Origin of the sequence: Streptomyces sp. NPDC000229 (assembly GCF_040300825.1) — a bacterium.
Lineage (GTDB): Bacteria > Actinomycetota > Actinomycetes > Streptomycetales > Streptomycetaceae > Streptomyces.
In genome coordinates this window covers 1-25,588 of record NZ_JBEPEL010000097.1, presented here as the reverse complement: position 1 = coordinate 25,588, position 25,588 = coordinate 1, and the positions used below count along the sequence as shown (strand labels likewise).

Here is a 25,588-nt window from a genome sequence, read left to right as displayed (position 1 = left end):
ACTGTGCTTGAGAGCCTGAACCCGGACGCATGGCTGTCGCTCTTCCAAGTTGTCCGTCGCCGTGCGCAGTCACGCAGCGAGGCTGACAGGGCGCTTTACCTGCGGCGATGCGACCGCCGACGAAACGGTACGGAGAACAAGCACCCACCGCTCCGAGTGACGGATGTCGCATCGGCGGCCGCTGCGGCGGCTACTTCTTCAGGCGCAACTCGAACGCGCAGCGAAGCGACTGGCGGTACAGCTTTCCGCCCTGCCGGTAGTCGTACCGGCACTCGGTCGGGTTCTTCTGGACCTTCCCGGTGATCCGGAGCTGAGCCATGTACACGATGTCGCTCACCGCCTTCGCCTTGACCGTGAAGCCCTTTGAGTAGTCCTTCAGCTCCCGGAACTTGGGAGCATGCGGATCCGTGTCAGTGGTGAGCAGGGGTATTCCTTCGGTGTCGTCCAGGTGGTGGGCGCCGTACCTGACGACTTCCACGCCCGGCGGGACGTCGGACACCTCGGCAGCGACGATCTCGACGTCCTGGTCGGACATGTTCGTCGGCAGGGGCAGTGCGTACCAGAAGATGTCACCCACGGAAGCGTGGGCGAACCCGACGGTCCCAGCGGAATGGTTGCCGCCGCTGAGGGCCTTACCGGCTTCTACCCGCCCTTCCTGGTCCCCTGTGCTGCACCCCGCAGTCATGGTGCCGGCCAGCGTGACTAGGAGAACGCCTATGAGGCTAGTTCGAGTAAATGACACCCATGTGAGCACCGGGAGGCGCACTGTAACCCCAGATGTAGTGTTTCCTGGCCGTACGGCCACCGGCCCTGATGTTCTGCTTGTGATTCCGGTCGTATATCACCGAACCACCGAGGGAAATTCCGAACACCTCTGCGGCTCCAGCGAACTTCACGCTCTTACCGACCTCGATCGCCCATGTCGCCGTCGGGGTCAGGTAACTCCGGTACCGCGGATTCGAAGCGGCGTAGCGGGCAGGTCCATCGAGATGCCTGGCGTCCTTGCCAAAGACTCCCGGAGCACCGCCTGCCGGGATCTTGAACTTGGACGGACGAATCTCATAATAGGGATCTGTCACCTCTATCCCTCCGCAAGAGGTAACCTTCCTGATCTTGTTGTACTCGATCGGCACCTTCCACTGCTTGGCGAAGTACGGGCCACGCCAGCTGAAACCCGACACCCCTGAAGCACTGCTCGTTATAGAGGTGGAGCCGCTCACCTTCCAGAACTTGCCTGACATGCTGTACCCGACGTCGATGGAGTTCGACAGCTTCGATGTGTACTCGACGTTTCCAGCGGCGTCCCAATACGCATGCGATTCGCCCGCGACCGTGTACGAGATCTGCCGGGATATCACTCGCGAAATGGGCGAACAGGTGTCAATGCGGGGTGTCACCTGCTGAGACCTGATGTCGACGCCGTCGACCAGGTAGGGGTTGTAGCTCTCGGCCGAAGAAGCGCGGTCGTTCTGCCACAGCGGAGCCGCCTGCGACGCGGCGTCGTATCGCGGCTCGGCTTCGACGCGAGCGGCGTGCGTTGTCTGCTCCTGCTCGGGTGTCGGATCGGTGGAGACGGAGCCCTCGCCGCCGGCCGGAAGGAGTTCCGCCGTGGGAGGAGCTTCATCACTCGCGGTGGTTGCGAACGTCGATCGCGCACCCGTGCTGGGGTCCTTCGGTGCGGCTGTCATGTTGTTGGTGCCGACGAGCGTGACGCCCGATTCTGTGGTGGCGAGGGTGGTGGCCGTGACGTTGAGCGCGCCGCCATTGTTGTCCACGGCTGTCTGCACGGCGGCGGGCAGCGTGTCGGGAAGGGTAAGCGACCAGTTGCCGTTCGCGTCGGTCGTCGCCGTGCCCAGATCGGGGAGGTTCACCTCCGTGCCGTCCTCCGGCAGCAGGTCCGCGGCTTCGACCAGGACCTTCATGCCGACGGCCGGGTTGCCGTTCGGAAGCAGGAACCTGCCCGAGACCACCTCGGGACCGGTCGGGGGCTCGGACGGCGTGGGAGCGGTCGGCACGGGAAGGACGCCGGAGTCGTCCACGGGCGCGCCGAAGTAAGGCTTCTCGTCACCGGCGCTGGAAAGACAGGAAGCTGCGCCGGCAAAAACGGAACCCTTCAGCCCGACCGCGACGTCGTCATGCACCAGCGCGACGGGAGAACCGGCATATCTCTTGACCGCGCCCTCGGCGGTCTTCGTGTAGAAGACCCCGGGAGCCGGGCTCCAGGCGACCTCCGTGTCGGTCAGACCGGTGAGAACCACTGTCCCCGAAGGACCGGGGCCCAGGGTCACACTGTTCAAAGCCGCGGCGTAGTCCCAAGAGCGGATAACGCCGTCCAGCAACCCGTACACCTTGTTGCCGGCGGCCCATATCCGCGAGGACTTCTTCAGCTCCACCAGCGCGGGGGTGGTGGCCGGCATCTGTGCCAGTCGCGACATGCGCGCTGAGGCGGGTGTGCCGTCAGGGAACTGTGTGACGTAGACGTTGAGGTTGCCCGCCGCGTCGATATTGACGACCCGGCCGGCTGCATCGCTCCACAGCGTCCGGGAGTCGGCCCAGTCCTGTCCGGCTCGAATTTCGAAGCTGTATTCCGGAGTCAGAACACTGCCGCCCGACTCCGACTTGTCCTGATACGACTTCAACGCGACCTGACCGACTTCCATGTCCGGGCGGCCGGTCACAAATAGCCGGGTACCTCCCCCCGAGAAGGCTCGCGTCCCCACCGGGAGCACCGCGCTGGCCTCACCGCTGAAGAAACTACCTTCGTTCAGCGGGTCCCAGTCGACGTATCTGGTAATCGTCGTCCGAAATGAGCTGCCGGTCGTCACGACATAGGAGGGCACCGCGCCAGGGCACGATGCAGCCGCGGCCGCAGGTACCAGGTCGGTCACACCCCGGCCGGTGCCGGAATCTGCCGGAAGCAGAGAACCTCCGACCAGGGAAGCCGTGCACACCGCCGCCACCGCAACATATCTTCGCGTCCGGGTGGACTTTCTTTCCATTCATTCCCCCCAAGAGTTGTCCGAACGGGTCGTCGAGACCCATGGACATGCAATCATGATCACGTATGGATTGCAGCAGACATGACATTTATTGAGCATAAATTGAGTTTCACCGCCCTGAGCTTCCCCCTCTTTCCGCACTGCGGAACTGACCCAGGAAAAGGCAGTACCCACCGCACAGGCGGTGGGTACTGGATGCGACGCTACGAGCGTCGGTCAGCCGAACAGGTTGTACGCCTGCCAGCCGCTGCCGAAGTCCTTGCGGGCGAGGAAGCCGCCCTTGCCGTTGCCCGGGTACAGCCAGAGCTTGCCGGCGGTGTCGCGGGCCAGGACGTCGGCGACGCCGTCGCTGTTGACGTCACCGGTGGTGACGAGGGCGTTCATGGAACCGAAGGCCCCGACCAGGACGGGCGCGGACCACGGCTTGGTGGCGACGCCGGTGCCCTTGTACAGGTAGGTCTTGCCGTCCGAGGCGCGGGCGAAGATGTCGGCCTTGCCGTCGTTGGTGAAGTCACCGTGGCCGCGGATCATCGTGTACGTGCCCCAGCCGGTGCCGACGGAGACGGGGGCGTTGAAGCCGCCGTTGCCCCGGCCCGGGTAGATGCGCATGGTGCCGGCCGAGTCGACCGCGACCATGTCGGGCAGCTCGTCCCCGGTGACGTCACCGGGGGTGAGGATCGCCTTGTGCTTGCCCCAGCCCTTGGCGACGAGCTTGCTCTCCCACTTGCTGAGTGCGGGGACCCAGTGGTCCCAGTAGACGTCGCCGTTGTAGCGGTTCAGCACGTCCGCGTAGTCGTCACGGTCGAGGTCGTTCTGGAGCGCCAGGGTGTAGCCGCTCCAGTTGCCCAGGTTCTCCGTGCGGCTCAGCGAGGTGACCTTCGACGTCCACGCGAACATGGTGGAGTCCGAGGTGCGGCGGGCCAGCAGGTCGGCGGTGTGGTCACTGCTCCAGTTGGCGTCGTCGACGCGGGCCTGGACCGGTGCGGAGTACGTCGAGACCTTCGCGTACACGCCGTACTTGCCCTCGGCTGAGCAGTTCTCGTCGCCCCACGAGACGATGCCGACCAGGCGGCCGCTGACGACCAGCGGTCCGCCGGAGTCACCGTTGCAAGTGGTCTCGCTGGTCTCGTCGCTGCCGGTGGGCGCAGCGCCCGCGCAGAGCATGTGGCCCTTGATGAAGCCGTCGGGGTAGGCGGCGGCGCAGTTGGTGTCCGAGACGATGTCCGCGTCGGCGACCTTCAGCGTCTGCGAGGCGCTGTCGGGGTTCGTGGAGCTGGTGCGGCCCCAGCCGTACACCTTGCCGTCCAGGCCCGCCTGGTACAGCGCGCCGTCCGTCGGCTGCGCGAGCGGCAGCGGCTTGACGGAGACGGAGGAGGTCAGCGTGAGGACGGCCACGTCGGCGTCGAGCGTGTACGGGCTGTACGCCGGGTGGTTCCACTGACGGTACGCGCCGACCCGCTGGCCACCGTGGTAGTCCATGGAGCCGTCGGCGTTCTGGGTGGGCAGCTGGTCGGTGCCGACGACGACCACGCCGCTCTCGTACCACTTGATGCCCTTGACGCAGTGCGCCGCGGTGACGACCTTGGTCGGGGCGATCACGGCGCCGCCGCAGAAGTACCCCGCGCCGGTGCTGTCCTTGAAGTGGAGCTGCGCCATCCACGGTGCCGCCGAGATGGCCGTCTCCTGGCCGCCGATGATGCGGGCGCTGGGCGCGCTGTCGCCATCCGCGCCGTCCGGCGCCTTGACCAGGGACCGCTCGCTCTTGGCATCGGCCTTCATGGCTTCCGCGACGCGCCTGTCCAGCTCGCTCTTCGACGGCTCCGCGGGCTTCTTCGCGTCCACGCCGATCCGTGAGCCCTCGCCCGCCTCCGCGGAGTCCGAGCCGGTGACCGCGATGCCGGCCCCCACCAGGGCGACGACCGCGGCGGCGGCCGGCAGCGCCAATGTCATACGGCGCCGGTGTCGGCCGCCGCGCGTGCGTATCTGCACTGAGTAAACCCCTTGGGTAGGCCCGGCGCAGCGCGACCGCCCCGCCGGAAGAATCCATGACGAGGGCGGGGCATCACTGATGTGCGGGCAGCGAGCCGGAAAACCCCCCTGGCCTCGGCTCGTGCTGCGCGGCGGAATCCCCCCACGTCGATGTGCCGATGCTACGCCTGTCAAGTATGGGTTGACCAGCGGCGGGTGAGAACGGCGTGAAAACGGGGCCGCCCCGTCACCGGAGTGACGGGGCGGCCCCTTGTGAACCTCTGATACGACGTCAGTCGTTGTTGTTACCGGACGACGGGGTCGTCTTCTGGATCTGGAGCAGGAACTCGGCGTTCGACTTCGTCTGCTTCATCTTGTCGAGCAGCAGCTCGATCGCCTGCTGCTGGTCGAGCGCGTGCAGCACCCGGCGCAGCTTCCAGACGATGGCGAGCTCGTCGCTGCCCAGCAGGATCTCCTCCTTGCGGGTGCCGGACGCGTCGACGTCCACCGCCGGGAAGATGCGCTTGTCGGCGAGCTTCCGGTCGAGCTTGAGCTCCATGTTGCCGGTGCCCTTGAACTCCTCGAAGATCACCTCGTCCATGCGCGAGCCGGTGTCGACCAGCGCGGTGGCCAGGATGGTCAGCGAGCCGCCGTCCTCGATGTTGCGCGCGGCACCGAAGAAGCGCTTCGGCGGGTAGAGCGCGGTCGAGTCGACACCACCGGACAGGATGCGGCCGGAGGCCGGTGCCGCGAGGTTGTACGCACGGCCCAGGCGGGTGATCGAGTCGAGCAGGACGACCACGTCGTGGCCCAGCTCCACGAGGCGCTTGGCGCGCTCGATGGCCAGCTCGGCAACGGTGGTGTGGTCCTCGGCGGGGCGGTCGAAGGTCGAGGAGATGACCTCGCCCTTGACCGACCGCTGCATGTCGGTGACCTCTTCCGGACGCTCGTCGACCAGGACGACCATCAGGTGGCACTCGGGGTTGTTCGTGGTGATCGCGTTGGCGACCGCCTGCATGATCATGGTCTTGCCGGTCTTCGGCGGGGCCACGATCAGGCCTCGCTGGCCCTTGCCGATCGGCGACACGAGGTCGATGATCCGCGTGGTCAGCACACCCGGGTCGGTCTCCAGACGGAGGCGGTCCTGCGGGTAGAGCGGCGTCAGCTTGTTGAACTCGGGACGGCCGCGGCCGGAGTCGGCGGCCATGCCGTTGGCCGAGTCCAGGCGGACCAGCGCGTTGAACTTCTCGCGGCGCTCGCCCTCCTTCGGCTGGCGCACGGCACCGGTGATGTGGTCACCCTTGCGCAGACCGTTCTTGCGGACCTGGGCGAGCGAGACGTACACGTCGTTCGGGCCCGGCAGGTAGCCGGAGGTGCGGATGAACGCGTAGTTGTCGAGGATGTCCAGGATGCCCGCGACGGGGATCAGGACGTCGTCCTCGGAGACCTGCGGCTCGCCAGCCTGGAACTCGTCGCGGCCACGGCGGCCACGGCGGTCGCGGTAGCGGCCGCGGCGCCCGCGACGGCCGCCCGCCTCGTCGTCGTACCCGTCGTCCGGCGGGCCGGCCTGGCCGCCCTGCTGGCCGCCCTGGCGCTGCTGGCGCTGGCCGCCCTGCTGGTCGTCGCCCTTGCCGCCGCGGTCGCGCTGGCGGTCACGCTGACGGTCCCGGCGGTCGCCGCCGCGCTCGCCACGGTCACGCTGACGGTCCCGGCGGCCGCCTTCGGCGGTGTCGAGGGCCGTGTCGGCCTTGGCCTCGGGCTGCCCGTCGGCCTTCGTCTCGGTCCTGGCCTCCGTGCGGACGTCCGTGCGGACCTCGGTCCGGACGTCGCCCTCGGGGCTGCCCGCGGGCGCGGTGGCGCGGCGACGCCGGCGCTCGCCCACGGGGTGGTCGTCACTGGCCGGCTGACCGGGGATCTCGATCTGCTGCTGCGCCACGACCTTGTCTTCGGCCTTGTCGGCGGTCTTCTCGGCCTTCTCGGCCTTGGCGGCGGCCTTGTCGACAGCCTTGTCGGCGGCCTCCTCGCCCGTACGGGCCTTGGAGGTGGCGCGACGCTTCGGCTTCGTCTCGGCGGCACCGGCCGCGTCGGCGGTCTTGGGCGCGGAGGCGCCGCCTCCGGCCTGCGCCTCCTTGATGACCTCGATCAGCTGGCTCTTGCGCATCCGCGCGGTGCCCCTGATGCCGAGGCCTGACGCGACCTGCTGCAGCTCGGCCAGGACCATGCCCTCGAGGCCGGTGCCGGAGCGGCGGCGCCGTGACGTGGTGCCAGTGGCAGCACCTGCGGCGGGCGCGGCGGTGTCGACACTGTTGTCGGCAGTCACGCCCATCAGATCGGTGGTGTCGCTCACGAAGGGTCCTTCCCTGGAGCGGACGTCGGCCTTCTGGCTCGGCGACCGGTTGTGCTGTCCGACAGCGGTCCTTGATCGGTGGACCGAGTCGGGGCGGTGGTCCCGCCGGGTACGGCGGAGAAGAAAAAACGTGCTTGGGTCCGGCCCGAGGCCCCCTGCTCGGCCCGCTCCTGGGAAAAGCGAGGGGTGTCGCGCGCCGGTTCCGGAGCGTGCTCGAAACTGCTCAGGCAGGCTGCTCAGGCAGTGGAGGAGGCTCCCGGAAGAATGGTGGTCCCGGATGGGGACACTCAGCACCGCGCCACAAAGACGTCGGGTGCAGACTCGAGGTTAACACTACCGGCTCCAACAAACATTCCCCCTCTCCAACACCGGCAACCGTGTTCTACGGGGCGAGCGGCAGGACACTCGCACCCGAGACGTCGAGGGCCAGCCTGTTGGCCGCCCAGCCCTCGCCCGCCAGCCGCGCGACCTTCTCCGCCGCGCCGTCCTCGACCAGCGCGAGGACCGTGGGGCCCGCGCCGGAGATGACCGCGGGAACGCCGTCCGCGCGCAGTCGGTTCACAAGTTCCACGCTCTGGGGCATGGCAGGAGCCCGGTACTCCTGGTGCAGCCGGTCCTCCGTGGCGGCGAGCAGCAGCTCGGGACGCCTGGTCATGGCCTCGACGAGCAGCGCGGCACGGCCGGCGTTGACCGCGGCGTCCACGTGGGGGACGGTGCGCGGCAGCAGGCCGCGGGCGGCCTCGGTGAGGACCGGCTTTCCGGGGACGAAAACCACTGGAACGATGGAATCGGCGGGGTTCATCCGGATCGCCCGGGCGGCGCCGCCCTCCATCCAGGCGAGCGTGAAGCCGCCGAGCAGGCAGGCGGCCACGTTGTCGGGGTGACCCTCGATCTCGGTGGCGAGTTCCAGCAGTGCCGCGTCGTCGAGCCTGGCGTCGCCGCCTATGGTCACCGCGCGGGCGGCGACGATACCGGCGCAGATGGCGGCCGAGGAGGAACCCAGGCCGCGGCCGTGCGGGATGCGGTTGGCGCAGACCACCTCGAGGCCGCGCGGCTGCCCGCCCAGCAGGTCGAAGGCCGTGCGCATGGAGCGTACGAGCAGATGGCTCTCGTCGCGCGGGAGGTTGTCGGCGCCCTCCCCGGCGATGTCGATGTGCAGCCCGGCGTCGGCGACCCGGACGACGACGTCGTCGTACAGCCCCAGCGACAGGCCGAGGGCGTCGAAGCCCGGGCCGAGGTTGGCGCTGGTGGCGGGAACGCGCACCCGGACGGCGGCGGCGCGGAACGCGGGACCGGCCATCGTGCGATGACTCTCCTTGGATCTGACGACGAGGTTGTCGAGGGTTTTCGAGGTTTCGGGGTTCTGCGAGAGGTACGAAGGCTTGGCGGAGGTACGAAGACCCATGGGCCGCAGCGGCATCAACGGCAACAGCACCGCGGCATACGCGGCGGGGTGGGTTCAGTACAGCCTATCGAAGGAAGGTTCTGTGGCGACATAGGGCGCACAGGAGGCGCACGATGCGTGTCGCGAGCCGTCCTGTGCTTCCGCGTATGGCGCAGTGCGGGTTGCGGTTTTCGGCCAGAGTTCGCACCCGCGCGGCGGCCGGTTACGGGTCGGTCCCGGCCGGTGCACGACCGGGCCCGACCGGGGCCGGATCGAGGCCCGGCCGTGGACCGGTCGCCGCTCAGACCAGGCCGAGCCGCTCGGCGGCGGTGGCGGCGTCGACCGGCACGGTGACCGGCTGGGGCGCTCCGGCGACCGCCCAGTCCGGGTCCTTGAGGCCGTTTCCGGTCACGGTGCACACGATCGTCTGCCCCGGGTCGACCTTGCCCTGCTCCGCCGCCTTCAGCAGGCCGGCCACCGAAGCGGCGGACGCGGGCTCCACGAAGACGCCCTCCTGCGACGCCAACAGGCGGTAGGCGCGCAGGATCTCACGGTCCGTCACCTCATCGATGAAACCGCCCGACTCGTCCCGCGCGGCCAGCGCGTAGTTCCACGAGGCGGGGTTGCCGATCCGGATCGCGGTGGCGATCGTCGACGGGTCCTTGACGACCTCGCCCCGCACGATGGGCGCGGAGCCGGAGGCCTGGAAGCCCCACATACGCGGCCTGCGGGTGGAGACCCCGTCCGCCGCGTACTCGGTGTAGCCCTTCCAGTAGGCGGTGATGTTGCCGGCGTTGCCGACGGGCAGGACGTGGATGTCGGGGGCGTCGCCCAGCATGTCCACGATCTCGAACGCGGCGGTCTTCTGGCCCTCGATACGGACCGGGTTGACCGAATTGACCAGCGCCACCGGGTAGTTGTCGGACAGCGCGCGGGCCAGCGTCAGACAGTCGTCGAAGTTGCCGTCGACCTGGAGGATCTTCGCGCCGTGCACGAGGGCCTGGCCCATCTTGCCGAGCGCGATCTTGCCCTGGGGCACGAGCACGGCGGAGACCATGCCCGCGCGCACGGCGTACGCGGCCGCCGACGCGGACGTGTTGCCGGTGGAGGCGCAGATGACGGCCTGCGCGCCCTCCTCCTTGGCCCGGGTGATGGCCATGGTCATACCGCGGTCCTTGAAGGATCCGGTGGGGTTGGCGCCCTCGACCTTCAGGTGGACCTCGCACCCCGTGCGCTCGGAGAGCACCTGCGCGGGCACGAGCGGCGTGCCACCCTCACGGAGCGTGACGACCGGGGTGGTGTCCGTGACCGGCAGCCGGTCCCGGTACTCCTCGATGATTCCGCGCCACTGGTGAGTCATTGCTGGTTACTCTCCTTCGACCCGCATGATGCTGGCGACACCACGCACGGTGTCGAGCTTGCGCAGCGCCTCGACGGTCCCCGAGAGGGCGGCGTCGGGCGCGCGGTGGGTGACGACGACGAGGTCGGCCTCGCCGTCCTTGCCCTGCTGGCGCACCGTATCGATGGATACGCCGTGCTCGGCGAAGACCGTCGCGACCTGGGCGAGGACGCCCGGCTTGTCGGCCACGTCGAGGCTGATGTGGTACCGCGTCACCACGTCGCCCATGGGGCTGACGGGGAGCTGGGTGTACGCGGACTCGCCGGGCCCCGTCGCGTCGTTGAGGCGGTTGCGGCAGACGGCGACGAGGTCGCCGAGGACGGCGGACGCGGTCGGCGAACCGCCGGCACCGGGCCCGTAGAACATCAGCTGCCCGGCGGCGTCCGCCTCGACGAACACGGCGTTGTACGCGCCGCGCACGGAGGCCAGCGGGTGGCTGAGCGGGATCATCGCCGGGTGCACGCGCGCGGTGACGGAGCCGCCGTCGGCGGCCCGCTCGCAGATGGCGAGCAGCTTGATGGTGCAGCCCATCCGCTTGGCGGAGGCGAAGTCGGCGGCGGTGACCTCGGTCATGCCCTCGCGGTACACGTCGTCGAGGCGTACGCGGGTATGGAAGGCGATCCCGGCGAGGATGGCGGCCTTGGCGGCGGCGTCGAAGCCCTCGACGTCGGCGGTCGGGTCGGCCTCCGCGTACCCGAGGGCGGTGGCCTCGTCGAGGGCCTCGGAGTACCCGGCCCCGGAGGTGTCCATCTTGTCGAGGATGAAGTTCGTCGTGCCGTTGACGATGCCCAGCACCCGGTTGACCTTGTCACCGGCGAGGGACTCGCGCAGCGGGCGGATCAGCGGGATGGCGCCGGCGACGGCCGCCTCGTAGTACAGGTCCTGGCCGTGCTGCTCGGCGGCGGCGTACAGGCTCTGGCCCTCCTGGGCGAGGAGCGCCTTGTTCGCCGAGACCACGGAGGCGCCGTGCTCGAACGCGGTGGTGATCAGTGTGCGGGCGGGCTCGATGCCCCCGATGACCTCGACGACGACGTCGATGTCCCCGCGTTTGACCAGGGCGGTCGCGTCGGTGGTGATGAGCTCCTGGGGAATGCCCTCACGCACCTTGGAGGGCCGGCGGACGGCGACACCGGCGAGCTCGACGGGAGCGCCGATGCGCGCCGCGAGGTCGTCGGCGTGCGTCGTCATGATGCGCGCCACCTCTGAGCCGACCACTCCACAGCCCAGCAGCGCCACCTTCAGCGGACGCGTACGCATCATCCGACCTCACTTCTCATACTTCTACGGTGTGGACAGTCTCACTCACCGGACGGAAGTTTCTCCCTTCCGTCCGGATTATGAGACATCTATTTCATCAGCCGACATCGAGACGCAGAAGATCTTCCTCTGTCTCACGCCGGACGATCACGCGCGCCTGTCCGTCCTTCACCGCGACGACGGGCGGCCGGAGGACGTGGTTGTAGTTGCTGGCCATGGAACGGCAGTACGCGCCGGTGGCCGGAACGGCGATGAGGTCACCCGGCGCGAGGTCGGCCGGCAGGAACGCGTCCTTGACGACGATGTCGCCACTCTCACAGTGCTTGCCGACGACGCGGCTGAGCATCGGCTCGGCCTCGCTCGTCCTGGACACGAGCACGACGGAGTACTCGGCGTCGTACAGCGCGGTGCGGATGTTGTCCGACATGCCGCCGTCGACGCTTACGTACGTCCGCAGCCCGGCGAGCGGCTTGACCGTGCCGACCTCGTAGAGCGTGAACGCGGTCGGGCCGACGATGGCGCGGCCCGGTTCGACGGAGATGCGCGGCGTCGCGAGCCCCGCCGCCTCGCACTCGCGCGTGACGATGTCGCGGAGCGCCTTGGCGATCTCGTGCGGCTCGCGCGGGTCGTCGTCGGGGGTGTACGCGATGCCGAGGCCGCCGCCGAGGTCGATCTCCGGCAGCTCGACGCCGTGCTCGTCGCGCACCTGCTTGAGCAGCCCGACCACCCGGTGCGCGGCCACCTCGAACCCGGAGGTGTCGAAGATCTGCGAGCCGATGTGGGAGTGGATGCCGATGAGCTCCAGGCCGTCGAGCTTCAACGCGCGCCGGACCGCCTCCGCCGCCTCGCCGCCCGCGAGCGCGATGCCGAACTTCTGGTCCTCGTGGGCGGTGGCGATGAACTCGTGGGTGTGCGCCTCGACGCCCACGGTCACCCGGATCTGCACCTTCTGCCGCTTGCCCAGGCTCTGGGCGATGTGCGCCACCCGCACGATCTCCTGGAAGGAGTCGAGCACGATCCGGCCCACGCCGGAGCGTACGGCCCGCTCGATCTCCTCCTCGGACTTGTTGTTCCCGTGGAACGCGATCCGCTCGGCGGGCATGCCGGCTTCCAGAGCGGTCGTCAGCTCTCCGCCCGAACAGACATCGAGATTGAGCCCCTCTTCCTTCAGCCACCGCACGACGGCGCGGCTGAGGAAGGCCTTCCCGGCGTAGAACACGTCCGCGTCCTTGCCGAACGCCTCGGCCCAGGCGCGGCAGCGGGCGCGGAAGTCGGCCTCGTCGAGGAAGTAGGCGGGGGTGCCGAACTGCTCGGCGAGCTCGGTGGCGGTCAGGCCGCCGACGGTGAGGACGCCGTCCTCGTTCCGGGTGACGGTCCGGGACCAGACCTTCTCGTCGAGCCGGTTGAGGTCGGCGGGCGGGGCGGAGTAGTGGCCCTCGGGGAGGACATCGGCGTGGCGGGGCCCGGCGGGGTGTGCGGAACGGCTCATTTCTCTCTCACAAGTAGTCAGGGGCGCTGATGCCGAGCAGGGCCAGGCCGCCGGCCAGCACCGTCCCGGCGGCTTCGGCGAGGGCGAGCCGGGAGCGGTGGGCGGCCGAGGGTTTCTCGTCGCCGAGGGGCAGCACGGTGTGCTGGAACCCCAGGAACGCGTCGGCGGTGGCCTCCAGGTGCCGGGCGACCCGGTCGGGGGCGCAGTGGCGGGCTGCGGCTTCGAGAACGGCGGGGTAATCGCCGAGGGCGGCGAGGAGGCGCGGCGCGTCGACATCCTCTTCGTACGCGGGGCTCATGTCGAACCGGACCGCGTTACGGAGGAGAGCCCGCGCCCGCGCATGGGCGTACCGCACGGTGAACAGCGGATTGGCCTCGCTCTGGACGAGCAGCCCGTCCGGCCCGAGGGCCCGGTCGTGCGCGGCGGGCCGGAGCAGCGCCCAGCGGGCGGCGTCGGGGCCGAGGGCGTGGACGTCGTAGGTCACGGGGAGGGGGCGGAGGGTGAGGGTTTCGGCGGTGTCGTCGGCGCCGTCGCGTAGGGCGGCGGGCTCGGCGTGGTCGCGTACCTGGGCGCCCGGCCGGTCCGGGAGGGCGGCGGGCTCGGCGTCGTCGCGTACGTCGGCGGGCTCGGCGGCGTCGCGTACCTGGGCGCCCGGCCGGTCCGGGAGGGCGGCGGGCTCGGTCTGGTCGACGACCGCACCCTGCGCTTCCAGCAGCCCGCGCACGGCGTCGGCCATGACGGCGGCCCGGACGTCGCCACGGTGGCTCAGCCGGAAGGCTCGCCCTGCCAGGGACGTGCCGTGCCCGTAGCGCTCACGCGCGTCGAGGATGTCCCGGACGAGGGCGCGCCGGCCGCGGTCGGCGAGGGTGATGTTGAGGAACCCGGGCCCGGTGATCTCCACGCACTCGATGCCGTCGGCCTCCGCGATCCGGGACCCCAGCACCTGGGCGACGCCCAGCGGCTCCATCCCCGCGTCACGGGCCAGCTGGAGCGCGGCGTTGGTGGCCCAGTCCCCCCGCCCGCCGGGCCTCGGGCGCTCCACCACCACGCGCTCGGGGACCCGCGTCTGCGCCCGCAGCGCACCCTCACCGACCGCGCGGCGCACGGCGTGCAGCACGGTGAGGGAGAGATCTGCGGGGGTCACGGGACAAGCGTATGGGAGGAGGTGGTCTCGGGCGGAACCGGTTTCGCCATGCGGTCATCGTGTGGCGGCGTCAGCTCCAGGCGCTTCCGGTGCTCCCGGCCCGTCCGGCACCCCTCCGCCCGTCGAGCGGCGGCGGACTCTCCCGGTGCCTGAGCTGCCGCACCAGCCGAACGAGCTCGGCCGGCTCGAAGGGCTTCGCGAGGAACGCGTCCACCCCGGCGGCGAGCCCGCTCTCCACCTCGTACTGCGTGCACGCGCTGACGATCGCCACGGGCAGGTGCCTGGTCCGCGGATCCTCCCGCAACCGCTCGGCGGTCCTGAGCCCGTCCAGGCGGGGCATGACGACATCGAGGGTCACCACGTCAGGACGGACGTGGTGGACGACGTCCAGACACTCGGCACCGTCGGCCGCGGTCACGACCTCGAAGCCCTCCAGCTCGAGATTGACCCTGATCAGCTGCCGGATGACCCTGTTGTCGTCCACGACGAGCACCCGGCCGGACACGCCTGACACAACTCGAGAGTAGGTCGAGCTCCAGCCCTGCGTCCGGGTTTTCCCCACTTCCGCCCCACACGGGCGACCCGGCCTGCCGCGCCCCCTGGAAATACCTGTTCACAGCCACGGCCCGTGAGCTGGTAGGGTTCTACCCGTCGCCGCCGAACGCGGCGGACGCCCCCGTAGCTCAGGGGATAGAGCAACGGCCTCCGGAGCCGTGTGCGCAGGTTCGAATCCTGCCGGGGGCACAGAAGCCGGAACAGCGTGATCATCCCGCTGACCTGCGGAAGTGCCAGACTTCAAGAGCCGGACTCAGTCTCACTGGGTCCGGCTCTTTGTCACTGCTTGTCACTGGTCTCGTGCGAGTAGCGTGTGAGCCCCTACCGGATCCAAAGCGCACGGGCGCTTGCCGTCACCAAGCCGACAGCGGTAAGCACCGCGAGCCTTGCGGAACCGACCACCCCGCCTCCCGTCGACGGGCAGACTCCGTAGAGATCATCTGAGCCCCTGCCCGGGGACGTCCGACTTCACAGCCTCGCCGGTATTGACCGGTCCGGGGAAGGAGGTCAGGGCCTCGGGCGGCGCCCACGAGGCGTACACCCCTGCGGTTGTGGGCAGGGCGCTAGCCGCGCGCCCGAGGGTCTGGGGTGCGGAGAGCAGATCGGCTGTGGCCCGCTGAACGGTCGCGTCGTCGAGCATGGGCGCACCCTAGGCGCGACGGAGCGGCTCTGTCATTGCCTACGGCATCACCCCGCAGCTTGATCAGACAGGCGGCTCAGGGGGCGTGCTTACTTGCGGGTTCATCTCGTTGGCGCGGGTAGCAGGCGTGGTGCGCCACTCGGACCAAGACCCCGGCGGTTTACGGCCGGTGGTGGATTTCCGTTGCTCAGCCCGCGCGCGAGTGTCCGCCCTTCACCCTGCGCCGGACCCTGGCCGGACTCCTCGTGCCCGCCGAGAGCTACCTCACCACCTGGACCGACCGCGTCGTCCTGATCCCCGAGGACGAGCAGCGCCTTGCCCACTGGATGCACCGGCACCTCACCCTCACGTGGACCAAGCGCCCCGACCCGGTCCCGCTGGAGAAGGAACCAATCTCCCATCTGTGCCCGCCGCTGAACGCCGAGGGAACGGAGCATGGCGCCTCCCGTGTCCGCGCCAAGCAGGCACGAGCCTTCTACTACGCCAGTGCCGGCCCGCGCCCGGACAAGTAGCCGACGTAGTCCAGCTGTCGCGGGCCCGTATGTCTCGGCGGCTGCCCTGCGCGCGCCGGCGGCGAGGGCCCGGGTTGCACCGGTTCGTCCGAGGACTCCCACAGGGACGGATCACCGCCGGGCCAGTACCCGCCCGGCCCCGTCTGAACGGACTCGAGTTCCGCAGACGGGGAGGATTGGCGGTAGGATACGTAGCATGAGTGAGCCCACCGGCAAGTATTCGATCACCATGCCACGCGACGTCGCCGAAGCCGCCAAGGCCCGCAGCGGCCCCTCCGGCCTGTCCGCGTACGTCGCCGCAGCCGTCGCCCGCCAGATCGAGCGCGACAACCTCAACGAACTCATCACCGTCGCCGAAGCCGAACACGGGCCTGTCACCGACGAGGAGATCCAGGCGCTGCGCGACCAGCTCCACCAGGCCCGCGACAGCCAGGCGGCGGGCGGAGCGAACGCCGCGTGAGCCGCTCCCCCGCCATCCCCGGCGGCACACTCGTGCTGGACAGCGAGGGACTGGCCAAGGCCGTCCTCCGCGACCGGACTGTCACCGCCTGGCTCGCCCTCGCCCGCGCCGACGACCTACGCGTGATCACCTCCGCAGCCACCCTGGTGGAAGTCGTCCACCCGCGGATCAACCGCCCGGCCCTGGAGTGGACCCTCTCCCGCCTCGTCGTCGAACCGGTCACCGAACCCATCGCCCGCCACGCTGCCGCTCTCCTCGCTGACCTCGGCCTGCACGGACACAAGTACGCCATCGACGCCATGCTCAGCGCCACCGCCCTCGCCGCCCCCGGACCCGTGACAGTCCTGACCTCCGATCCGGAGGACCTGGCAGCGCTGTGCGGTGGGCACGCCACCGTCGTCAAAGTCTGATCCTGCTGTGGACACCTGGGCGAGCCATGGCCGCTCGCCCGAAATGGGCTGAGCCAAGTGCTCCACTGTTGGTCTTCTTCTGGCGCCTGCCACGGGCTCACTCACGAGTTCTGGAAGGACAGCGCCCCGTAGACCGAGCAGCGGGAGACAGCCCAGTTCAGGAGGATCGGCGCCGGCCGACGTAGCCCTGGATGCTGTTCGCCCTCATCACACAAGCCAGCCCCTACGTGAGCTTGACGACCACCGGCCCGCCTTTCGTCATCACCCGGATGCACCGCCACAACGGGGCGTGGCCAAGGCCGACTCCCGCTGGCAGGACCCTGCTGCGCCAAGGACAGGAAGGTCTGCCTACGGCGCTTCGCACTCCCTGAGCATGTGGATCTCCCGGATGGTGGCTGGGTCGCGTGGTACCGGAAGGGCCTGGGTGCTGATGACCTGAGTGCCCGTGGCCCGCGCCGCGTTTGCCAGGTCTTGCAGGACGTCGTCGACCGCGGTGGTGTCAATGCCTTGCTGGTATGGGTTGTCCAGGAGCAGCAGGCGAGGAGACGCGGCTTCTTCACTGAGGTCGGACACCAAAAAGAGGGTGGCGTAGCTGTAGGCCAGGAAGAAGAGCACCTTCGTCTCTGCCCCCAGGGCCTGGTCGCAGGGGCGGGTGCCGACGTAGAACGTGAGGTCACTGTCATTGATGGTGTGGCCCCTACCGGAGGAACCAGGAAGAGTTCGAAGATGCGGATCGTGAGCCCCCGAGCAACTCAAGCTTGAGGTCAGGGTCTGCCGGGTGAGACGAGCCAGTGTGCCGCCCGACAGACTGGCCCGGCGGGCGCCAGGTTCGCGACAGACCGATTCGCCCATTCAGCCGTACCAAAGCCGCGGGCACGGGCAGCAGCCGCTCCGCGCGGCTCACAGCTCGTGTTCGTCCATCAGTCGCATCAGGTTCCGCTTGCGCTTCTGGGTGGCGCGCAGGTTGGTGGTGTAAGCCGCGAACGCGTCCGGGGTGCCCAGGCGGCGATGGCAGTCACGGATGCGCAGCAGCAGGCTGACGAGCTGTTCGTAGGCGGCGTTGCCGGTCTGGCGGGTGAGCGGGTCGGCCAGGCGGAGGTAGACGGGGAGAGCATCGGCGGGGCGGGCGGCGCGGGACTGGTCGGCGAGGGTGAGCCACTGGCTGTCGTGGGCACCGTTTTCGGTGGCTGCCTGCCAGGCGGCGTCGATGTCCTTGTCGTCGAGTAGGACGTCAACCAGGACGGGGCCGCCATGGATGCCCTTCCGTCCGGCGTCGGCACGCAGCAGGGACAGCGCGTTCTCGCGCTCAGCCGGCCAGCATTCGGCGGCCTGGGCCATGGCGCGGAGTTGCCGGTAGGTGAGCAGGGTGCAGCGCGCGGCGAAGTGGTCGCGCCGCAGGGCGACGGCGTCGGCGAGGCGGCCGGCCTGTGCGTAGCGGTCGGCGAGGTGGTCGACGAGGGCGGTGTCGACGGTGGCGAGGTCCTCGGCATCCCGGATGCCGCGCTCGGCCCATTCCAGGGCCTCGCCGGGGCGTCCGGCGGTGTCCAGTTCGCGGGCGATGACGAGGTGGGTGTGGCCGTCCGGCGCGAGGTCTGCGGCGTGCACGGCGATCACCATGTCGACGTCCCGTCCCGCCTTGGCGAGGCGCTGCATCAGGTCTTTCTCGGCCCAGCCGGTGCGGTTGGCCTTCCACGCCTCGACCGCGCGCCGGCGCAGGGCGGTCATCCCCTGGTCTCCGAGCAGGTCATCGTAGTCGAGGGGGTCGATGCCGGTCAGATCGGCCGCGTCATCGAGCGCGTGGGCGACCAGCCAGTGCGCGAGCTCCTCCGGATCGGGGCGCACCTCGTGACAAGCGTCGTGATGGACGTCGGCGAGGTCGGCACCGATCTGCCCGAGCCATCCGTCGGAGTCGTCGACGCTCTCCACCACCCCGGCCAGCAGCCCCATCGCCTCCCGCGCCAGGACCATCGCGTCGGCCGCCCGGCCCGAGCCGGTCAGCGACCGGATCGCGGACACCGCCTGCCCGGCCTGGTCGGAGTAGGCACGGGCGTCGGCGTATTCGACGTAGCCGTACCGAGCGAACGGGCCGATGTCGAGCAGCTCACGGACACGTGACCGGACCCAGGCCAAGTCGCCGCTGGCGCTCGCCGCCCGCAGTTCGAGGCGGCGCCGCACGTTCCGGTCCTCGGCGGCCTCGTCCCGTACAAGGGTGAGCAGTTCGTCCCGCGACAGACCGGAGAGCCAGGCGTCAACGCCCCGCGCCCGGTCCCGGGACGCCTTCCGCTGCCGGGGAGGTCGGCCTCCTGAGCCATCACGGTCAGACCGAGCGCGACCAGATGCTTGCAGAAGTTGCCTTCCTGGCCGTACGGGCAGTCGCACGCGCCCGTCGGCCCCCTGCGCCCGCCCAGGGACAGCTCGACCTCGTACCGCTCCGTGCCATGAACCGACGCCCTGATCCAGTCGTCACAGACCTCGATCCCGGACACCGCGTCGACGTAGCCGACCCCACGCTCAAAGGAACGCGCCCCGGACAGCGCCCTCAGATTCGCCTCGGTAAGACCGTCCACGACTCTCCGCACTCCGTCTCGGTCTCCGCTCAACAGCTTTCACCCTAACGGCCGCCGACCAGCCGGACCCTGCGATCAGCCCGGCATACAGCCCCACGAAAGACCACTCCCCACACGCCAGGACGCCGCCCCGCTGCACATAAAACGGAACTAACAACGCATTTCACTCTCGCGGGACATGCGCGGGACATGCGCGGGACCGTGGGGCTGAGCACTCGTCAGCAAGGCCGCTGACCTGCGGAGCCCCCTGGGAACGGTCCGGCCTCCGGAGCCGTGGGCGCAGGTTCGAATCCTGCCGGGGGCACCGTGTATGGGGTGCCCAAAGACCCCGCCACCAGCGCTTTCGCTGAGGACGGGGTCTTCGCGTACGCGGCGGAGGCCCCAGCCCGCCCTGTCAGGCCGGGCTCGTCCATGTGTCCGGGCGGGGTGTCAGCATCGTGGAGACCACCAGGCCGGACGAGGTCATGACGTCCGCCACGAAACGCAGGCGTCCGACGCCGAGGCGGCGCAGTGCCGGGCCGTGGTCGGCGGCGACGACGACGGAGACCGCGAGCAGGGCAAGCCGCCACAGGGTCATCACCGGGCGGCGCAGCGGGCGGGGCAATTCCGCGAGGGAAGCGTGCAGTCGCTCGCAGTGGAAGGGGACGTGGCGCTGTTCGTCGGACAGGATCCGGCCCGCCACATCCGACGTCAGCGGGTCGTCGGTGCCATCCCGTAGGGCACGGTAATAACGCAGCGCCACCACTTCCGCGATCATCAGGACCAACAGTTCCATGCGCAGGCCCAGGAGGCGCCGCAGCCGTACGAAGACCGTGTCGGTCCAGTGCCCGGGCAGCGCCGGTATGCCACCTGCAGCAAGGAGCCGGGCGAGCAGGCGGGCGTGGTTCTGTTCCTCGGCGACGAAGAGCCGGACCGCCTGCGCGTAGTCGGTGTCGCCGGCCTGGTCCGCTTTGCCGATCAGGTTGTCACCGTCACCGTCCTCACCGACCTGGAAGCGCTGGATGCCGGTCCACACCGCCGGGTGCAGGGTCGCGCCTCGCCCCCAGTCCGGGTCGCCCTGCGCGCGCCTGCGCTCATGCTCGTCCTCGAACCGCCCGGTCCACTTGGCGAAGTCGCCGGCCTGCACCCGGTCCCCCTCTCCGAGGACACGGCCACCGTGCCCCCCGAGCCAGCGTTCCACGGGGGCGGGGCGTCAGCCGAGGCGGGTGAGTTTCTCGCTGATGGACGGCTCGGTGAGGTCGGTTGTGAGGGCCACCGGTACGCGGTCGGGGCCGGTTCCGGTGCCGATGGCCAGTTCGCCGATCACGGTGCCGGCTTCGGCGGTGTGCGGGATCGTCTTGTCGGCGTTGCGGAAGGTGAGCTTCAGCTTCTGGCCCGGGACGCCCACGGCCTTGAAGTCCTTGGTCGCCACGACCGGGGTGCGGCCGCCGAGGCCGTCGTCGACGTGGCCGACGACTTGGCCCTTCTTCACCACGGTGGCGGAGGTGAGGGCTTCGCGTACGGCCTGGATGACTCGCTTGCTGTTGTCCTGCACCAGGCGGAGGCTGTTGCCGCCGTTGGGGTCGGGACCGGTGACGTGCTGGTCCATCATCGTGCCGAGGATGAGCCGGTCCTTGCCGTCCACGGTCTTGTACGCCGCCCATGACAGCGCTCCTCCGGCCGGGGTGCTGGAACCGGTCTTGATGCCCCTGATGCTCAATCCGGCCACGATGAGGCGGTCGTTGTTGTTGTAAATGCGCCCGAGACCGGGGACGTCGGCGTTCGGCATGGCGACGACGGCACGGAAAGCGTCGAATTTCATGACCGCTTCGGCCAGTTTGAGCTGGTCGACGGCGGTACTGACGGTCTTGCTGTCCAAGCCGCTGGGATCGGTGTAGGTGGTGTTCTTCATACCGAGGGCTTTCGCGGCGTCGTTCATCTTCTTCACGAAAGCGGCCTCGTCCTGGGCGCCCGTGTCCCAACGGGCGAGCAGTCGGCCGATGTTGTTGCCCGACGGAATCATCAGCATTTTCAGCATGTCCTGCTGGCTGAACGTCTGGCCGGCCTTGAGCCCTTCGATGCGCGATTCGTTCTCGGACTTGCCCTCTTCCACGGCCTGGGCGTCGACCTTGATCAGCGGGCCCTTCTCGTCCTTCTTGAGAGGGTGTTCCCGGAGGATTACGTAGGCCGTCATGATCTTGGCGACACTCGCCGTGGGGACGGGCTTCTCCTCCCCGAACGTCCCGATGCTCCCGGAGCCCACGACCGTGACGGCGGCCTGTCCCTTTTCAGGCCACGGGATGGTCGCGCTGCCCTCGAAGGTGAAGGAGGACGCCGCCTCGCCGAGCGCGAGGGTCGGCTCCGGGAGCGGGCGGAGCATCTGTACGGCAAGGACAACGAGCCCGAGGAGCGCCACGAGCGGCGTCCAGATCTTCACCCGCCGGGCGATGGTGCGCGGCAGGGAAGGGGGCGGCGGCGGGGTGTTGGTCAGCTGTGCCAGCAGGTCGAGCGGGGGCTTCGCCTCCTGCTCGGCGACCGGAGTCTCGGATGGCCTGCTTGATGCTGTGGCGCGCGGTGTGCCCGTCGGTGTAGCGGGCGGTGTGGCGGTTGCTGCGGCGGGCGGTGTGCCGGTTGGTGTGGCGGAATCGTCCGGCTGGCCGACTTCGAGGGTCGGGTCCGGCTGGTCGGCCGCGGCGGCGTCGTCCGTTTCGTCGGCCGGAGCGGCTTCGTCGGCCGGGGCGGCGTCGTCCGTCTCGGCGGTCGGGTCCGTGACGTCGGTCTCGTCGGCGTCCGGCTCGTCGGTCTCGACGGTCGGGGCGGCTTCGTCGGCTTCGTCCGGCTCGACGGTCCGGTCCGCGACATCGGTCTCGTCGGCGTCCGGCTCGTCGGCCGGAGCGGCTTCGTCAGCCGGGGCGGCATCGTCCGTCTCGATGGTCGGGTCCGTGACGTCGGTCTCGTCGGCGTCCGGCTCGTCGGCCTCGACGGGGCGGTTCGACGGCTCGTCTGTCGTCTCCGGGACGGGTGGTGCAGAGGCCTCGTCCGTGTCGGCAGGGTCGTCCGTCGGATGGGGTTCGGGGTTTTCGGCGGGTGGTGTTGCGAGCTCCAGGGTCATGTCCGACGACTCCGCCTCGTCGGGCGTCCGGCAATCGGTCGCCGCAATTCCGGTTGTGTTGTCGGACGTTCCTGTCGGCGAGTCCTTCAACTCGGGTGAGTCGGGGGAGTCGCTCGCCATTGTTCTCTCCTTCATACGCCGCCACGCCAGTTCACATCTGCATTCCGGCCCATTGGTGGCCCTGGCCGGCGACACATTGGGGAGACGTCGGTTCGCAGTGCGCGGTTCCGGGACGGAGGTCACTACCCCAGCGGAGGAGTTCCTGGAGGTAGAGGTCGCCGGTGCCGAGTCCGACGTACCTGACGCCGTGGGCGAGCAGCCGCCGCCCCGGGCGGCGTTGTCCAGTTGCACGCCGGCGGAGAGCTCGTTCCTCCTGCTGCTGACGGATTCGAGCTGGATGCTGGGGCCGGGCCGTCTCCGCCATATGCGCGCCGGCTCGTGGGCGTCAGGAGGCGCGTTTGCGGGGTGGGGTCTTCTTGGTGGGGGACTTCTTCGCGGTGGTCTTCTTCTCGGACGTCTTGCCGCTCGCGGCGGTCTTGGAGGTGGACTTGCGGGCGGGGGCGGATTTCTTGGCGGCCGATTTGGCGGTGGACTTCTTGGCGCCGCTCTCCTTGGGCGCGCTTCGGGCGGCGGTCTTCTTGCGGCCCGGCAGCTCGTGCACGGACGCATCCGGTTCACCCTCACCGCGGGCCTCGCGGGCCGCGCGGACGCTGCTTTCCAGCGCCGCCATCAGGTCGATGACCTGGCCGCCGGCCTTCTCCTCCTTCGGCGCGGCGACCTCGGTGCCCTCCGCCTTCGCGGCGATCATCTCCTCCACCGCCGCCCGGTAGTCGTCGTGCAGCGTTTCGATGTCGACCTCGCCGAGGGTGTCCATCAGGGCGTCCGCGAGATCCAGTTCGGCGTCGCGGACGGTCACCGAGGTGTCCGGGGCGACGCCCTCGGGGCTGCGGATCTCGTCCGGCCACAGCAGCCCGTGCATGGCGATCACGTCGTCGACGACCCTCAGCATCCCCAGCCGCTCGCGCCCGCGCAGCGCGAACTTGGCGATCGCGACCCGATCGCTGCGCTTGAGCGCCTCGCGCAGGAGCGTGTACGGCTTCGCGGCGGGCACGCCGTTCGCCGACAGGTAGTACGCCGTGTCGATCTGGAGCGGGTCGATCTGGGACGCCGGTACGAAGGCGACGATCTCGATCGTCTTGGCGGTCGGCAGCGGCAGCGAGGCCAGGTCCTCGTCGGTGATCGGGATCATGGTCCCGTCGGCCTCTTCGTACGCCTTGCCGATCTCCTCCGACGACACCTCCTCGCCGTCCAGCTCGCACACCTTGCGGTATCGGATCCGGCCGCCGTCCTCCGTGTGGATCTGCCGGAAGGAGATGGACCGGTTCTCGGTCGCGTTCACCAGCTTGATAGGGATGCTCACCAGACCGAACGAGATGGCGCCATTCCAGATGGATCGCACGATTCATCCCTTTCGTCCCGATTCATGGGATTCTCATCGTATGACGCCGATCACGGAGGTGGAGGGGCGGCGCCTGGCGCTCAGCAACCTGGAGAAGGTCATCTATCCCGCCACCGGGACGACCAAGGGCGAGATCCTGCACTACTACGCCACCGCCGCCCCCTGCTTCCTCCCCCACCTCCTGGGCCGTCCCCTGTCCTTCCTCCGGTATCCCGACGGCCCGGACGGCCAGCTGTTCTTCACCAAGAACCCGCCGCCCGGCACACCCTCCTGGGTGAAAACCGTCTCCGTCCCCCGATCGGAGGACAAGAACGCCCACCAGGTGATCGTCCAGGACCTCCCCTCCCTGATGTGGGCGGCGAACCTGGTCGTGGAGTTCCACACCCCGCAGTGGCTGGCCGACGCCCCCGCGCTCGCCGACCGGCTCGTGCTCGACCTCGACCCCGGCGCGCCCGCCACCGTCGTGGAGTGCTGCCGCGTGGCCCTCTGGCTGCGGGAGCGCCTCGCGGCGGACGGGCTGGAGGCGTACGCCAAGACGTCCGGCGCCAAGGGCCTGCACCTGTACGTGCCGCTGGAGCCGGCGCCCTCGGAGCGGGTCCAGGCGTACGCGAAGCAGCTCGCCATGGAGGCGGAGGAGGAGCTTCCGGCACTGGTCGTGCACCGGATGACCAAGGCCCTGCGCCCCGGGAAGGTCTTCGTCGACCACAGCCAGAACAACGCCGCCAAGACCACGGCCGCCCCCTACACGCTGCGTGCCCGGCGCGACCCCGCCGTCTCGGCGCCCGTGACCTGGGAGGAGGTCGAGTCCTGCGGCAACCCCGCGCAGCTGGTCTTCCTCATGGCGGACATGGCGCCACGCCTGACGGAGTACGGCGACCTGCTGGCGCCGCTGCTGGACCCGGACGAGGCGGGGCCGCTCCCGTGATGCTGAAACCGCCGCTGAAGGTGGCCCTCGCGCAGACCGTGGGCACGCTGCCGCGCGAGGCGGGACTTGCGTACGAACCCAAGTTCGACGGCCACCGGATGGTGATCTTCCGGGAGGGCGCAGGGGTGGTCCTCCAGGCCCGTTCGGGGCGGATCGTCACCGCCGCCTTCCCCGATCTGGCGGCGGCCGCGCGGGAGTTGCCGGACGGCACGGTGCTGGACGGCGAGGTGGTCGTCTGGCGTGAGGGCCGGATCGACTTCGCCGCCGTCCAGGGCCGGGCCGCCGCCACCCCCGGCCGGGCACCCGGGCTCGCGGCGCGGTTGCCCGCCTCGTACGCCGCCTTCGACGTGCTCGCCGCGGGCGGCGTGGACCTCCGCCCCCGGCGGTACGCGGCGCGCCGCGAACGGCTCGTCGAGCTGCTCGCGGAGCTGGGCCCGCCGATCCAGCCCGTGCCGATGACGACCGACCCGGAGCTGGCCACCACCTGGTACGAGACGCTCCCCGAGATCGGGGTCGAGGGCCTGGTCGTCAAACGCCTGGACCAGCCGTACAAGGCGGGCACGCGCGCATGGCGCAAGCTGCGGCACACCGACACCTGGGACGCGGTGGTGGTCGGGTTCACCGGCGCCCGGCAGCGGCCCGCCTCCCTGGTGCTGGTCCTCCCGGACGACGACACCCCCGTCGTCTCCAGTCCGCTGCCACCCGCGCTGCGCGCCCGGGCGGGCACCGCGCTCGCCGGGCTGACCCCGGGCGAGGAGGGCACGGCCATGGCGGTCGGCATCGGCGAGGTGCCCTACGTCTCCGTACCGCCCGCACTGACCGCGGAGGTCGCCACCGGCACGACGCGGCACACGGTGACGACGGTGCTGCGGCTGAAGGAGCCGCATTAGGGCGTGTCTTTTGGATCAGGCCGGATCAGCGAGCGGGGTCTGGTGCGTGCAGATGCAAGGCGGAGGTGGGGGTCCCCCCGCCGAAGGCAGGG

General features: G+C 69.8%; 19 protein-coding genes, 2 tRNA genes and 1 pseudogene. 7 read left to right on the top strand and 15 right to left on the bottom strand.

Features of this window, described 5'->3' with window-relative positions:
* Positions 1-190 precede the first annotated feature (190 nt).
* From ABT360_RS31100 to ABT360_RS31055, 10 genes are all read right to left on the bottom strand, one after another.
* Complete coding sequence (locus ABT360_RS31100; RefSeq protein ID WP_351823900.1) at positions 191-577, bottom strand: hypothetical protein; 387 nt, start codon at positions 575-577, stop codon at positions 191-193.
* A 145-nt stretch (positions 578-722) separates the two neighbouring features.
* A complete protein-coding gene (locus ABT360_RS31095) occupies positions 723-2,840 on the bottom strand; it encodes a hypothetical protein (RefSeq protein ID WP_351823897.1) in 2,118 nt (705 codons plus the stop codon).
* A gap of 375 nt (positions 2,841-3,215) precedes the next feature.
* Positions 3,216-4,988 (bottom strand): trypsin-like serine protease, encoded by a 1,773-nt coding sequence (locus ABT360_RS31090; RefSeq protein WP_351823894.1) that lies wholly within the window; start codon positions 4,986-4,988, stop codon positions 3,216-3,218.
* 271 nt (positions 4,989-5,259) lie between these two features.
* Positions 5,260-7,314: a transcription termination factor Rho gene (rho, locus tag ABT360_RS31085; protein WP_351823891.1), complete on the bottom strand. Its 2,055-nt coding sequence runs from the start codon at positions 7,312-7,314 to the stop codon at positions 5,260-5,262.
* Positions 7,315-7,696: 382 nt separating this feature from the next.
* The gene (gene thrB, locus ABT360_RS31080) at positions 7,697-8,614 is read right to left on the bottom strand and encodes a homoserine kinase (protein WP_351823906.1); all 918 of its coding nucleotides are present in this window, start codon (positions 8,612-8,614) and stop codon (positions 7,697-7,699) included.
* 385 nt (positions 8,615-8,999) lie between these two features.
* Positions 9,000-10,058 (bottom strand): threonine synthase, encoded by a 1,059-nt coding sequence (thrC, locus tag ABT360_RS31075; RefSeq protein ID WP_351823889.1) that lies wholly within the window; start codon positions 10,056-10,058, stop codon positions 9,000-9,002.
* A 6-nt stretch (positions 10,059-10,064) separates the two neighbouring features.
* Positions 10,065-11,357: a homoserine dehydrogenase gene (locus ABT360_RS31070; protein WP_351823886.1), complete on the bottom strand. Its 1,293-nt coding sequence runs from the start codon at positions 11,355-11,357 to the stop codon at positions 10,065-10,067.
* Positions 11,358-11,451: 94 nt separating this feature from the next.
* Positions 11,452-12,843 carry a diaminopimelate decarboxylase gene (lysA, locus tag ABT360_RS31065; protein WP_351823883.1) on the bottom strand — a complete coding sequence of 464 codons (1,392 nt, stop codon included), beginning with the start codon at positions 12,841-12,843 and terminating at the stop codon, positions 11,452-11,454.
* Positions 12,844-12,850: 7 nt separating this feature from the next.
* Positions 12,851-13,987, bottom strand: coding sequence for an ArgS-related anticodon-binding protein NrtL (gene nrtL, locus ABT360_RS31060; RefSeq protein ID WP_351823880.1), 1,137 nt, complete (start codon positions 13,985-13,987; stop codon positions 12,851-12,853).
* Positions 13,988-14,057: 70 nt separating this feature from the next.
* Complete coding sequence (locus ABT360_RS31055) at positions 14,058-14,549, bottom strand: response regulator (RefSeq protein WP_351823877.1); 492 nt, start codon at positions 14,547-14,549, stop codon at positions 14,058-14,060.
* 110 nt (positions 14,550-14,659) lie between these two features.
* Here ABT360_RS31055 and ABT360_RS31050 point away from each other — a divergent pair.
* From ABT360_RS31050 to ABT360_RS31035, 4 genes are all read left to right on the top strand, one after another.
* Positions 14,660-14,731 (top strand) — tRNA-Arg (locus ABT360_RS31050).
* 627 nt (positions 14,732-15,358) lie between these two features.
* Positions 15,359-15,694, top strand: coding sequence for a GIY-YIG nuclease family protein (locus ABT360_RS31045; RefSeq protein ID WP_351823903.1), 336 nt, complete (start codon positions 15,359-15,361; stop codon positions 15,692-15,694).
* Positions 15,695-15,890: 196 nt separating this feature from the next.
* Positions 15,891-16,154, top strand: a complete 264-nt coding sequence (locus ABT360_RS31040; RefSeq protein ID WP_351823874.1) for a CopG family transcriptional regulator — start codon at positions 15,891-15,893, stop codon at positions 16,152-16,154.
* Positions 16,151-16,564 (top strand): type II toxin-antitoxin system VapC family toxin, encoded by a 414-nt coding sequence (locus ABT360_RS31035; RefSeq protein WP_351823871.1) that lies wholly within the window; start codon positions 16,151-16,153, stop codon positions 16,562-16,564. The genes ABT360_RS31040 and ABT360_RS31035 overlap by 4 nt, the downstream gene beginning before the upstream one ends.
* 348 nt (positions 16,565-16,912) lie before the next feature.
* Here the strand turns inward: ABT360_RS31035 and ABT360_RS31030 are convergent, their stop codons facing one another.
* Entirely contained in the window at positions 16,913-17,179 is a 267-nt protein-coding gene (locus ABT360_RS31030) for a hypothetical protein (protein ID WP_351823866.1), read from the bottom strand.
* Positions 17,180-17,464: 285 nt separating this feature from the next.
* Positions 17,465-19,131, bottom strand: a pseudogene (locus tag ABT360_RS31025) (SWIM zinc finger family protein).
* A gap of 242 nt (positions 19,132-19,373) precedes the next feature.
* On the opposite strand from ABT360_RS31025, the gene ABT360_RS31020 reads away from it, so the two are divergent.
* Positions 19,374-19,435: transfer RNA gene (locus ABT360_RS31020), tRNA-Ser, on the top strand.
* Between the two features lie 90 nt (positions 19,436-19,525).
* On the opposite strand, the gene ABT360_RS31015 is transcribed toward ABT360_RS31020, so the two are convergent.
* The 3 genes from ABT360_RS31015 to ku form a co-directional block, all read right to left on the bottom strand.
* The gene (locus ABT360_RS31015) at positions 19,526-20,257 is read right to left on the bottom strand and encodes a ferritin-like domain-containing protein (protein WP_351823861.1); all 732 of its coding nucleotides are present in this window, start codon (positions 20,255-20,257) and stop codon (positions 19,526-19,528) included.
* A gap of 66 nt (positions 20,258-20,323) precedes the next feature.
* The gene (locus tag ABT360_RS31010) at positions 20,324-22,342 is read right to left on the bottom strand and encodes a D-alanyl-D-alanine carboxypeptidase family protein (RefSeq protein WP_351823858.1); all 2,019 of its coding nucleotides are present in this window, start codon (positions 22,340-22,342) and stop codon (positions 20,324-20,326) included.
* A gap of 325 nt (positions 22,343-22,667) precedes the next feature.
* Positions 22,668-23,681 carry a non-homologous end joining protein Ku gene (gene ku, locus ABT360_RS31005; protein WP_351823855.1) on the bottom strand — a complete coding sequence of 338 codons (1,014 nt, stop codon included), beginning with the start codon at positions 23,679-23,681 and terminating at the stop codon, positions 22,668-22,670.
* A 40-nt stretch (positions 23,682-23,721) separates the two neighbouring features.
* Between ku and ligD the strand changes: the two genes are divergently transcribed.
* Positions 23,722-24,606: a non-homologous end-joining DNA ligase gene (gene ligD, locus ABT360_RS31000; protein ID WP_351823852.1), complete on the top strand. Its 885-nt coding sequence runs from the start codon at positions 23,722-23,724 to the stop codon at positions 24,604-24,606.
* Positions 24,606-25,496, top strand: coding sequence for an ATP-dependent DNA ligase (locus ABT360_RS30995; RefSeq protein WP_351823849.1), 891 nt, complete (start codon positions 24,606-24,608; stop codon positions 25,494-25,496). Before ligD ends, ABT360_RS30995 begins: the two co-directional genes overlap by 1 nt.
* Positions 25,497-25,588 lie beyond the last annotated feature (92 nt).